Here is a 12,240-nt window from a genome sequence, read left to right as displayed (position 1 = left end):
CCTTACAACTCGCCCTTGCGGGCCGCGCGCCACAGATCGACCGTGCCGTCGTCATCGAGCAGGGCATCGATCGCCGCCAATTCCGAATCGGTCAAATCCGGTCCGGCCAGTGCGCCGATATTCTGATCCAACTGCTGCGTCGAGGACGCGCCGATCACCAGCGAGGTGACGCGCGGATCGCGTAATGCCCAGGTCAAGGCCAACTGCGCCAGCGTCTGATCGCGTTTGGCGGCGATATCGTTCAATCCGCGCAGGCGGCCGATCATCTCCTCGGTGAGCCATTCGGTCTGGAACGATTTGCCCTGTGTGGCACGCGAACCCGCCGGGACGCCGTCCAGATACTTCGCGGTGAGCAATCCCTGCGCGAGCGCGGTGAAACCGATGATGCCGAATCCGGCGTCGGCCGCGGTATCGAGCAGCCCCTCGGTCTCGATCCAGCGATTGAGCATCGAATAGGACGGCTGATGAATCAGCAGCGGCGTTCCCAGCTCCCGCAGCAGCTCCGCCATCGCCGCCGCGTTCGGCGCGGTGTACGAGGAGATGCCGACGTACAGTGCTTTTCCTTGCCGCACAGCGGTATCCAGCGCCCGCGCGGTCTCTTCCAGCGGCGTATCCGGATCGAACCGGTGCGAATAGAAGATATCGACGTAATCGAGCCCGAGCCGCGTCAGCGACTGATCGAGCGATGCCAGCACATATTTGCGGGACCCGCCGCCCTGCCCGTACGGCCCCGGCCACATATCCCAGCCGGCCTTGGTGGAGATGATCAATTCATCGCGATAGGCCGCGAGATCCTCCCGCAGCAGCCGTCCGGCATTGATCTCCGCCGCACCGTAGGGCGGTCCATAGTTATTGGCCAGATCGAAATGCGTGATCCCGGAATCGAACGCGCGCAATGCGATTGCCCGCTGCTCCTCGAACGGCCGGTCATCGCCGAAGTTATGCCAGAACCCGAGTGACAGCACCGGCAAATCCAACCCGGACCGTCCGCACCGTCGGTAACGCATGGCCCCGTCGTATCGGGCCGGATCAGCAGCAAATGTCATGCCGAACTATGTAGCACGCCTCCGGCGTTCAGTTCCCATCCAACGCGGTCACCGGAACCCCGTACGGGAGAAACCGCACCCGCCGCCGCACATCGGTATTGTCCCGATGCGCCCGCAAAGCCTCCAGCTCACTGGGAAAAACCTGCTCCACCAACGCCGCCCCGGCCTCATCCAGACTGTAAATAGCCCACACCCCACTCCCGGTCTCCCCGGTCGTCTCCTCCTCGACCTTCGTCCCCCGCCCCCGCTCCGGCTGCGCGAACTGCCCCAACAACCCCGCCAGCGTATTCACCCCCGCCTTATCGATGAACTCCCCCGCCTTCCCCAGCAACCCACCGATCTCGACCCCCGCCTCCCGCAGCGCACGCTCGAAATCTTCCGGATCGATCCCAAAGGGCTTGTCAGACGCCATAGCACTACTCCTGAGGACGAATTCGCCGATACGCCTCAACTGTCCTCTCCCGGCCCCGACTTCGCCACGAAGGGCGCGGGGCTAATCGCTCGGATGGACGCGCAGAATATCGCCGGATCCGGTGGTGACCATCAGATCGAGGGTGTCGGGGATCGGAACCACCGCGGCCAAGGGGCCCGTGCTGAGCAGTGTGCAGATGGTGCGTCGGGTGGGGTCCACGCGCAGGAGGGTGCCCGAGGTTGTTGCGACGTAGAGGAATCCGTCCGGGGCGGAAGTGAGGTCGTCGGCGAGCGGGAGGTCGAGGGTGGTGTGGGACCGGGCAGGGGTGGCGATCGGGATTTGCAGGATGCGGCCATCGGGGGCGAGGTAGACCGTCGTATAGAGCGAATCTCCCTGTATGGCAAGGCCGTTGACGCCGAAGAGGGTGGCTTGGGCGGTCCAGTCGGTGTCGACGGTGCCGTCGCGGCGGACTCGGATCACGCCCGATGCGGTGTCGGCGATGTAGAGGTTGCCCGCGGGGTCGAAGGCAGCACCGTTGGGCATGGTCAGGCCGCCGATGAAGACTTCGGGAGTGAGGGTGGGGGCGGCCGGGTCGAAGCGGACAACGCCGCCGTTTCGCGCGCCGGGGAGCATGTTCAGGGAGTTGTCGCCGTAAACGACGTAGAGCAGGTGGTCGGGGCCCAGGCGGATCGCACCGGGGGACGTGACGGGGACGGTGGCGGTGATGTGGCCCGTCGTGTCGTAGCGCTGGACCTCGTTGCGGTAGAGGCGGGATACCCAGAGGTTGCCCTGGGTGTCGTAGCCGAGGTTCTCGGCCCAGTCCAGGAATGGGACGGTCGGTGCGGTGAACGTCGTGGCGGTGGCGGTGGCGGTGGGGCAGGATCCGGGGTCGGCGTGCGCGTTCGCCGATGTGGCAGCGCCCGCCGCGGTCAGAGCCACGACGGCCGCGCACGATGAGGCGAGGGCACGATACCGGGAGTGATTGCGGGCGTGAGGGTTGTGCTGCCGCGTATCCGGCACGGGGTCTCCTGCGTGCTGAGTGGTTGCCGCGAGCCTGTTCGCGGAGTGCTCATGCATGGTAGGCGCGGCCGTCGCGGGTGTGCCTGGGTGCGTGACACCCAGGAAACCGGGTGAATCAGGCAGGGCGGGCGGCGAGCCGGGCCAAAGACTCCGCCCCGGGGCCTGGTTCGAGTTGGTAGAGCATCAGGCGCTGGCCCGCCGCACCGCGCACATCGAACGATTGGTAGGTCAGGCGGAGCGGACCAGCCTCCGGGTGGGTGAACACGCGGGCGTCGGTGGTGGCGGCGCACAGGGTGTAGGAATCCCATAGCTCGGCGAAATCGACACTGGCCGTGGTGAGTTCGGCGATCACCTCGCGCAGCCGGAGGTCGTCGGGGAACAGTGCGCCCGATTGCCGGAAGCCCGCCACGATCGCCTGACAGGTCCAGATCCAATCCCCGCAGAAGTCGGGGCTGATCGGATCGAGGAATGTCATGCGCGCCAGATTGTCGATTCGCGCGTAACCCGAGAAGAACGCGTCGGCCATCGCATTGGTGGCGAGTATGTCCATCGCCGGATTCAGTACGAAAGCCGGTGCAGCCGGATAACTTTCGAGAATCCCTCGCAGTACCGGAGCGACCGTGCCGACCGCTCGCCCCGTCGGTGCGACGCCCGCGAGCCGGAACATGTGATCGCGCAGTTCGGCATTCAGCAGCAGCGTGCGACTCAGCGCCTCGAGCAGCTGCGCCGACGGCCGCCGCTCCCGACCCTGTTCCAGTCGCGTGTAATAGTCCTGATTCATTCCGGCCGCGGCCGCGACCTCCTCGCGCCGCAACCCCGCCACCCGGCGACGACCGTACGAGACCACCCCGATGTCCGCGGCCTGCACGGTCGCCCGCCGCGCCCGCAGGAATTCACCGAGGAGATTGTCCGTCACCCGCCCAGGCTAGGCCGCCACCGAATCGGAGCGCTCGGCGAGCCGACTACGGTCGCTTCGAATGCCGGATACGTATGTCGGGGTGTCTCAGAGTTGGGTGCGGGCGTGCTCCAGGGCTTCGATCAGGGCGGGGCGGAGGGAGTTGTCGTCGGCGGCGATTTCGGTGAGGGTGGCGTCGAGTAGGTGCACCGCATCGGCTGGGCGGTTGAGGTCGATCAGTATGCGGGCTTGGCCGAGATCGACGCGGGCCGCGTTCGTGGGGTCGCCGATCGAGCGGAAGTGGGCGGCGGCGGTTGTCGATCTCGCCACCGCCTCGTCGAGGCGGCCCGCATGGCGCAGGATGCGTGCGGCACTGTGTTCGAAACGTGCGGTATGCCAGTGCAGCACTTCGGGATCCGGGTCGGTGGCTGCCAGGGCGGCGATGGCTTGCTCGGCCGGGTCGAGGGCGGCCAACGCGTCGGCGTTCGCGCCGCTCCAATGTAAGGACAGGGCAGCGCTGTAGCGGGTGTAGGACACGCGCAGTGGATCCTCGGCCAGCTCGGCCGCCTCGGCGGCTCGCCGGTAGTAGTCGGCCGCCAGGGCGTCGCGGTCGAGGGCGTCGAGGAAGTCTGCGGTTAGTGCGAGGGTGTAGCCCAGGGCCGCGTGATCGTCCGCGCCGCTGTGGAATTCGATGATTTCGTCGTAGATCGCCAGCGCCGCCTCGGGTTCGCGCAGCGCGCGATGCAGATCGGCGAGCAGGAACCGGCAGCCGTGGGCCGCCGCGAGGTGACCGTGCGCCTCACATCCGGCGATCGCCTCCTCGGCCGCGTCGGCGGCGTCGACGAGCTGCCCGGTCGCGCGATATGCCTCGGCCAGAGACCATTTCATCGACGGGACCTCATGGGGATCGTCGCTCAGCGCGATGGCGGACAGCAGTTCACCGACCGCTTCGGCATCGCGATCCACCTGCCGCAGCAGCTGCCCCCGCAATCTGTGCGCGCGTGCGCGCAAACCGGCGGGGATCTCCGGCGATGCCACGGCCAATGCTTCCTCGACGAGAGCCAGCCCGGCGTCGTGGTCGCCGCGATCGGCGTTCGCTTCCGCCATTCGGCACGCGCAGAGCACCACCATGAGTGGCGGCCCGGACGCGCGGTAGGCCGCCAGCGCTCGAGCACCGGCGTCGAGTGCCTCCTCGTGCCGGTGTCGAAGATCCTCGAAATCCATGTGCTCGTAGGCGATATCGCCGATCAGCACGGGATCCTCGGATGCCGCCGCGATTTCCTCGCTCTGTTCCAGCAGGACCGCGATCTCGTCGAGGGTGACAGCATCATGACCGTTACCCGCGGCGTCGCCGAGTCCGCTGATCAGACGCAGCACCACCCACACCCGGTCGTTGATCGGTGCGACCAGGTCGAGGTCGGCGTATGCGGCGCGAAGCAGCGCCAGGCCCTCGGACAGATCGCCGCTACCGCACAGTTTCGCGCCGAGGCGCGAGACCGCTACCGTGCGACGCTCCGATTCCCCAGCGGCGGTGAACAATTCGATCGCCCGCCGCAGCAATGATTCCGAGCGCGCGTCCTCGCCGCCGCTCGCGGCATGGAACGAAAGAAGTGCCGCGATCCGTCCGGCCAGCACGGGATCGGCGGGATCGTGTTCTTCGAGCTGCCGCATCAGCGGGCCCATCGCGGCCAATGCCTTAACGCCCTGCGCGGATTCGAGGCGTTCGACAAGTTCGAGCACCGGCAGCTCCGGCGGATCCGTGGCGGCGGGCGGGTCGAGTACCGGGCCCGGCCGAACCGAAATCGACAGCGGCAGTTGGTCGACCACCGGCTTCTGATCGAGCAGCTCACGCACCGAAGCGGTTTGGCGATCGGTGCCGTTGCGCTGATCGAAGCGTGCGGCGATCGCCAGCGCGTGACCGCGCATCTCCTCGAGCAACGCGCCCGCGGTGAGCTCGGTGGCGGGCCGATCCGCGTGCCCGGGACGCCGGATCATGGCGTCCGCGTGCCCGGCCTCGGCGACCGTGCGCAGCAGCAGCGCCGCGGACCCGGCGAATTGCATGGCCGCCAGCGGATTCGGCGCACGATCCAGCCAGGGCAGGTGGCGCTCCAGGATTTCCAGGCCGCGGGCATGATTGCCCGAGAGCGCGCAGAACTCGAGATGCCGGGCCATGGTGGCCAGATCCTGCGGCCGGTTGCGCAGGATGCGGTAGGCCCGGCGATGCGCGTTGCGGGCTTGCTCCCACTGTCCGGTGCGCAGATAGGGCAGCATCAGCTCGCTGAGGATCGTCTGCGGTTGTTCCCGGCATGTCAGCTCACCCGCGAGCACCGGCGTGGCCACCTCGATCGCCTCGCCGTCGCGTCCGAGTTCGGCGAGGTAGGCGACCTTCTGACTGGGATCGCAGCCCTCGCAGTCGGAATTGTGGTCGCGCGGGCTGGTGCACCAGCGCCCGTACCAGTCCTCGGCGGCCGTCAGATCACCCAGATGCAGGGTGACGCGATGCCGGTGCGCGTACACCGCGTTCGGGCTCTGCCCCTCGGACTTGTAGCGGCGCTCCATCTGATCCAGTGCCGCCAGCGCCCGCTCCTTGGACACCTCGGGAAAATTCACCATCCCCTGGACGGCGAACTTGAAGAACCAGCGCAACCGCCAGGCCGCCCACTCCGGGTACTCCGCCGGATTCCGGTCGTAGTCGGCCAGGCACCGCGCGAAGGGCACGAACAACTTCGACGGCTGCATGCCTCCGGCGTACGCGCTGACCAGGTCCAAGCGCGTCTCGAACGCCAGCATCGAATGGCCGCCGGCCTCGGCGTGCCGCAGGATCTGTTCCAGCGCGGCGTCCTTGCCGTCACCCTCGGGCAGTTCGCCGGCCTGGGTGAGCAGCGTGCGCAGGTCGTCCTCGCTGGGCGCCATCAGAGTTTCCCCTCCGGATCGTGCACTGCCCAATCGAGCAGTCCGACAAAAGATTTGGTCAGCAGGGCGCTGTCGACGGGACGCATCGGATGCTGGCCGAGCAGCAGCGCGTGGCTGTAGAGCGCTTCCACCGCCGTCGTCACCAGACCCGGGTCGGTGAGCCCGCAGACGCGGCGCACCAGTGGATTGCGGTAGTTGAGCAGCAACTGCGGGCGATCCGGACCCGGACCGGTGTCGAACGCGCCGAGCACATCGGCCCACAGCTCGTCGGCGACCTCGCGGGTAGCCCGCAATTCGGCGCGGTGCGCGGTATCGCGGTCCAGCAGGTACAGCGCGCCCAGTGACGGCGGATCGAAACCGCGCAGCGCGACCTCGCAGTCCAGCCGATCCAGGCAGCGCTGCGCGATCGACAGGAACGGCCGCAGCGCGAGTTCGGTCGCCGGATCCACCAGATCGAAATGGGTCGCGAGTTCGGCGGCATCCAATCGGGCGACCCGGATATCGGGATCGATCGCGGGCAATCGCTCCACGATTTCGCTGAGGTAGGAGTAGCCGCCGTTGACCAGGCCCAGGCCCTGCGCGCTGGATACCGCCGCGAGCTGACGGAACTCCTCCACCGATGGGGTGTAGCGCACGGTGCCGAAGCGGCGGCGGAATTCCGCGAGCGGGATGCGGCCCGCATTGGTTTCCACCGGCAGCCACCGATCGACCAGCCGGAGCATATCGTCGTCGTGCAGCGCCAGCGCCTTCACGCCCATGTCGTGCACCTGCAGGAACCGTGCCAGTCCGCCGGGATCGGCGGTGGCGAGCTCGACCAGCCAGTCCCGAACCCGCGCGCCGAGCGCCTCGCGAGTGGCATCGAGCAGATCGTCCTCGTAGAGCGCCTCGCGGCTGGCCGTCGGCCGCAGCTCACCGGTGTCCACCACACAGCGGATGAAGAAGGCCCAGTCCGGCAGCAACCCGATGAGGTTCTCGGACAGCAACATTCGCTTGAGGTAGACCCGATGTCCGGCGCGCGCAGCTGGATTGGCGGCGTGCGGCAGCACGAAAGCCACACCGGTGAGCCCGGCCTCGGCGCAGGACAGGTCGAAACTGGCGAACGGGGTGAACCCGAAGGTGTCCTCGGCGTATGCGGCCAGCGCCGCCTGCCGATCATCCGGGGTGGGATGACTGGCCTGCCAAGGCAATACGGAATCCGACCCCGAATGCCCGTCCACCATCACCGGGAACGGGAGCAGACCACCGAACAGGGCCGTGAGATCGGCGACGGTGGCGCGGGTGGCCCACTGCTCCATCCCCGATCGCGGCAGCAGGGTGACGGTGGTGCCGGGCTCGCCGCGGTCCTCGACGGTCTCGACTCGGAACCGGCCGTCGGCGTATCCGGTCCAGCGCACGGTCGGCCCGCCCTTCGCGGACCGGGTCACCACCAGCGCCTGATCGGCGATCATGAAGCACGACAGCAGGCCGATGCCGAACTGTCCGAGGAATTCGTGCCTGGCGAACCCGAGTTCATCGCGTTTGGCGCTGCGCCCGATGGTCGCGAGAAAGGTGTGCACCTCGGATTCGGTCAACCCGATCCCGCTGTCGTGCACCCGAATGCTGCCGTCTCCGGTGATATCCGGTGTTTCGATCCGTATCACGGCGGGTGCGTCCGGTTCGAGAGCTCGGCGCGCGGTGATCGCGTCCACCGCGTTCTGCAGCAACTCGCGCACATATACCCGCGGACTGCCGTACAGGTGGTGACTCAGTAAATCCACAATGCCGCGCAGATCAACCTGAAAGACCTGCTCCACCTGAACCTCCGAACCCCACAGCGATAAAAAATGGCGTGAATCCCTGTGTCATTCAACAGGAATTCACGCCTTGGTGTGTCCGGAGGGGGACTTGAACCCCCACGCCCTAATACGGGCACTAGCACCTCAAGCTAGCGCGTCTGCCATTCCGCCACCCGGACCGGTGTGCTCAGCCAGGTTATCGGATGCGATGGTCCGGTACAAAATCATCCATCCCGGTCGCAACCCGTTTATCGCGCGGTGGAGGAGACGTCGGAGCGGCGGGAGCGGTTGCCGCCGGGCTGATGTGCGGCCCGGCCGGCGACCCCCCGAAACTCAGGCGCTCAACGCCTCCAGCAGCGCAGCGCGCTGGCGAGAGCCCAGGCCACCGATACGACGATCGGCCGGGATTTCCGCCTCATCCATCAACTTGGCCGCCTTGACGGGGCCGATTCCCGGGAGCGCCTTGATCACGGCCGCTACCTTGGTCTTCTTGACCAGGTCTTCCTTGTCTGCGCGCTTGAGAACCTCCGCCAGACTGACCGATCCCTGCTTGACCTGCGCGATCAACTCCGAGCGGGCCTTGCGCACCGCGGCGGCTTTGGCCAGCGCCTCAGAGCGTTGTTCGGGGGTCATGGTGGGCAGAGCCATATGTCCTTACCTTTCACTCGTTCGCTGGTACGTCGGCGTCGAGTAAACATGACGCCAGGCCCGCAACCGGTACGACACACCGCGTGTTTCGGCTCAACACGTCGAGCGACCTGCCGAAACCGTCTCGTATCGCCGGTCAATTGTCCAGAAGTTTGCTGAAAAAGTCACCTGGCAAATACGCCGCTCATCGGCCGGGATCGGTATTACGGTGGGCCGGAACACCGCACGCGCACCGGTGAAAGGCGGGGCAGATGACAAACTCGTATCAGTACGCCGGGTGGGCCACCGATGAATCACCGCTGGCGCACCGATACGACAGTTCCGAGCCGCTGACCTGGAACGGCGCGAAGGTCTACCCGCTGCATTCGCAGAGCGTGGGCATCTCCCCCACCACCGTCACGCTCACCCTGCGCTCGGCCGCACCGCGCCGCGGGGTACGCGGGGTGGGTATGGGATTGGCCGTGGAGAGCGGGCACGTACTCCTGAACGGCCGCCAGTTGAGTGGGGTTGACGTCTGGGCCGACGCCATGTCCGGCGGCATCGAACTGCATGTCCGCCCCGACTCCAGGGATGCCGCCATCTCGCTGACCCCGGTCTGGGTTGACGAATTCGGCGATGTGGTCTCCTGGTCCGGCAACTACGGCATGCTCATCACCCGCGAGAGATCGTGCCTGGTGCTGCACTGCAGCACCGGCGTCGGCCCGCCCGACTTCACCGAACTCGTGGTCGAACTGGCCACCGCCCCCACCCCGCCCGACCCCATTCCGCCCGCGGACGCCGGCCGCTACACCGGCGCGCTCTACGACCTCGGCGTGGCCCTGCACCATCGCGGCGACGACCGCAAAGCCTGCGAATTATGGCGACAGGCAGCCGGTTTGGGAAATATGAGCGCCGCCTACGATCTGGCCGTGGTGCTGCTGCGCCTGGGCCAGCTCGCCGAATCCGAACAGTGGTGGCGCATCGCCGCCGAGCATGGCAATACCCGCGCCATGGCAGGGCTGGCCGACGTCCTGGACCGCCGCGGCAATCCCACCGAAGCCCGCATCTGGCGCGCGGCGATCAACGCCGAATCCCCCGCGCACTGACCGGAAAGCACTGCGGCCCCGCCACTTCGAATCCGGCGGGGCGCAGTCGATGCCGAATGGCAGTCACTGCCAGCGCATCTCAGTTTCCGCGTACCGCGGAGCCGTCCTTGTAGAGCCGCAGGTACGCACCGGTCAGTGAGTCCGGATGCCGTAGCAATTCAGCCGGGGTGCCGGTGAATACGATCTCGCCGCCGTTCTTGCCGCCGTCCGGACCCAGGTCGATGACCCAGTCGGCGTGCGCGACCACATCGAGATTGTGCTCGATCACCACGACGGTGTTTCCGCGCTCGACCAGGCCGTCCATCAGCCGCAGCAGCGTGTCGACATCGGACATGTGCAGTCCGGTGGTGGGCTCGTCCAGGACGTACACCGCCCCGCTGTTCTGCAATTGGGTGGCGAGTTTGATGCGCTGGCGTTCACCGCCGGAGAGCGTGCTCATGGCCTGTCCGAGGCTCAGATAATCGAGACCGACCTCATTCATGGTGCGCAACTTGGCATTCAGCGCCTTTTCCGGGAAGAAATCGACGGCGGCCTCGGCCGAGAGTTCCAGCACATCGGCGATCGACTTACCGCGCAGCGTGAGTCCGAGCACCTCCTCGGAGAACCTGCGGCCGTCACAGGATTCGCAATGCGTGGTCACCGGATCCATGTACGCGATCTCGGTGATGATCACCCCGCGCCCACCGCATTCTGTGCACGCGCCATCGGAATTGAAGCTGAACAGGCTCGCGGGCTTACCGGTGGCCTTGGCGAAGAGCTTTCGAATCGGATCCATCAAACCCAGGTAGGTGGCGGGCGTGGACCGCGAGGAGGCCGCGATGGCCGACTGATCGACGAATACCGAGTCCGGATAGCGCGCCATGAACTCATCGCGGATCAGACTGCTCTTCCCCGATCCGGCCACGCCGGTGATGGCGGTGAGAATTCCGGTCGGAACCCCGACGGAGACGTTCTTCAGATTGTGCGCGCTCGCATTGTCCACGCGCAGTTCACCATTGGCTGCACGGAATGCCTCTTTGACCGTGAACGCCCGCCGCAGCGCCTGCCCGGTGAGCGTCTGCGCCGCCTGCAGCTCCGCGAAACTGCCGGTGAACATGATCTCCCCGCCGTGCGCTCCGGCGCGCGGTCCGACATCGACGATGTGATCGGCGATCTGGATGACATCGGGGTCGTGTTCGACCACCAGCACCGTATTGCCCTTGTCGCGCAGCGCTTCCAGCATGCGATTGAGCCGCCCGACATCGCGCGGATGCAGTCCCACGCTGGGTTCGTCGAAGATGTAGGTCATCCCGACCAGCGTGCTGCCCAGATGTTTGATCATCTTCAATCGCTGGCCCTCACCGCCCGAGAGCGTCGACGTCGGCCGGTCCAGGCTCAGATATCCGAGCCCGATATCGGCGACCCGCCCGAGCGCGATCCGGGTGGCTTCGGCCAGCCCCAGCGCTGCCGGATCCTGGATCTCGCCGAGCACCTCGATCAGATCGGTGATCTGCAACCCGGTCCAGTCGGCGATATTGCGCCCGTTGATCTTTGTCGCGAGCGCCTTCTCATTGAGCCGAGCCCCGTGACAGGCCGGGCACACGCCCTCGGTGAGGTACTTCTGAATCTGCTCCCGGGTCTTGTCCGAGAGCCCCGAGGTATCCCGCTTGACCCGCGACCGGGTGAATTTATCGGCCAGCCCTTCGTAATTGGCTTTCCAGGTGCCCTTGTTGAAAGTCAGCTCCACTTTGCCGCCACTGCCGTGCAGCAGATCGTGCCATTCCGCATCGCCGTAGTCGGCGAGCTTCTTATCCAGGTCGAAGCGCCCGGAATTGCCGTACAGCTGCCAATCTCCGCTGCCCACACCGTATCCGGGCAGCAGGATCGCGCCTTCGTTGAGCGATTTCGACCGGTCCACCAGCTTGTCCGGATCGGCGGTGATGGTCATGCCCAGGCCGTCGCATTCGGTGCACATGCCCTGCGGTGTATTGAACGAGTAGTCGTACACCAGCCCGGTGGACGGCGAACCGAATCGGGCGAAGAGCGCGCGAATGAGCGCGTAGATATCGGTCATGGTCCCGACCGTCGAGCGCGGTCCCCCGCCCACCGACTTCTGGTCGATGATCACCGGCGCGGTGAGATTCTCGATGGCCTCCGCGTGCGGGCGCTCATAGCGCGGCAGGAAGTTCAGGATGAACGCCGGGAAGGTGGCGTACAGCTGGCGCTGGGATTCGATGGCGATGGTGTCGAACACGATGGAGGACTTACCCGAACCGGAGACGCCGGTGAAGACGGTGATCTTGTTCTTGGGGATGTCGAGGGAGACGTTGCGCAGATTGTGCTCGCGGGCGCCGAGGACCCGAATCGTTTCAGCGGAAGCAGCGGACATACCTCTCACCATGCCATCCACGTACCCCCGAACGTGCGGTGAAATGTGACGCAAATCACATCAAATCCCTTGAATATC

The 12,240-nt window shown here is 66.4% G+C and carries 9 protein-coding genes and 1 tRNA gene; 1 reads left to right on the top strand and 9 read right to left on the bottom strand.

Translation table 11 applies throughout. From position 1 onward, the window contains the following. Positions 1 to 2: 2 nt before the first annotated feature. The 8 genes from mgrA to mihF all read right to left on the bottom strand — a co-directional run bounded on the left by mgrA (position 3) and on the right by mihF (position 8,709). A complete protein-coding gene (gene mgrA, locus ACFC4D_RS00675; RefSeq protein ID WP_376061072.1) occupies positions 3 to 1,046 on the bottom strand; it encodes an L-glyceraldehyde 3-phosphate reductase in 1,044 nt (347 codons plus the stop codon). Between the two features lie 28 nt (positions 1,047 to 1,074). Next, the gene (locus ACFC4D_RS00670; protein WP_376061071.1) at positions 1,075 to 1,458 is read right to left on the bottom strand and encodes a hypothetical protein; all 384 of its coding nucleotides are present in this window, start codon (positions 1,456 to 1,458) and stop codon (positions 1,075 to 1,077) included. Between the two features lie 81 nt (positions 1,459 to 1,539). Continuing rightward, positions 1,540 to 2,478 carry an SMP-30/gluconolactonase/LRE family protein gene (locus tag ACFC4D_RS00665; RefSeq protein ID WP_376061070.1) on the bottom strand — a complete coding sequence of 313 codons (939 nt, stop codon included), beginning with the start codon at positions 2,476 to 2,478 and terminating at the stop codon, positions 1,540 to 1,542. A gap of 115 nt (positions 2,479 to 2,593) precedes the next feature. After that, a complete protein-coding gene (locus ACFC4D_RS00660) occupies positions 2,594 to 3,394 on the bottom strand; it encodes a helix-turn-helix transcriptional regulator (protein WP_376061069.1) in 801 nt (266 codons plus the stop codon). A gap of 87 nt (positions 3,395 to 3,481) precedes the next feature. Next, positions 3,482 to 6,286, bottom strand: coding sequence for a hypothetical protein (locus tag ACFC4D_RS00655; protein WP_376061068.1), 2,805 nt, complete (start codon positions 6,284 to 6,286; stop codon positions 3,482 to 3,484). Further along, entirely contained in the window at positions 6,286 to 8,079 is a 1,794-nt protein-coding gene (locus ACFC4D_RS00650) for an HSP90 family protein (RefSeq protein ID WP_375967300.1), read from the bottom strand. Before ACFC4D_RS00650 ends, ACFC4D_RS00655 begins: the two co-directional genes overlap by 1 nt. 76 nt (positions 8,080 to 8,155) lie before the next feature. After that, positions 8,156 to 8,240, bottom strand: a tRNA-Leu gene (locus tag ACFC4D_RS00645). A 154-nt stretch (positions 8,241 to 8,394) separates the two neighbouring features. Next, on the bottom strand, positions 8,395 to 8,709 hold the full coding sequence (gene mihF, locus ACFC4D_RS00640; protein WP_067563442.1) for an integration host factor, actinobacterial type: 315 nt from the start codon (positions 8,707 to 8,709) through the stop codon (positions 8,395 to 8,397). Between the two features lie 251 nt (positions 8,710 to 8,960). Here mihF and ACFC4D_RS00635 point away from each other — a divergent pair, with 251 nt between their 5' ends. After that, positions 8,961 to 9,794: a tetratricopeptide repeat protein gene (locus ACFC4D_RS00635; protein WP_376061067.1), complete on the top strand. Its 834-nt coding sequence runs from the start codon at positions 8,961 to 8,963 to the stop codon at positions 9,792 to 9,794. A gap of 79 nt (positions 9,795 to 9,873) precedes the next feature. On the opposite strand, the gene ACFC4D_RS00630 is transcribed toward ACFC4D_RS00635, so the two are convergent. After that, complete coding sequence (locus ACFC4D_RS00630; RefSeq protein ID WP_376061066.1) at positions 9,874 to 12,162, bottom strand: ATP-binding cassette domain-containing protein; 2,289 nt, start codon at positions 12,160 to 12,162, stop codon at positions 9,874 to 9,876. Between the last annotated feature and the right edge of the window lie 78 nt (positions 12,163 to 12,240).

It is taken from the genome of Nocardia sp. NPDC056000 (assembly GCF_042269265.1).
GTDB lineage: Bacteria > Actinomycetota > Actinomycetes > Mycobacteriales > Mycobacteriaceae > Nocardia.
Note: the sequence above shows the minus strand (reverse complement) of the source record. Positions and strands in the feature narration are given on the sequence as shown.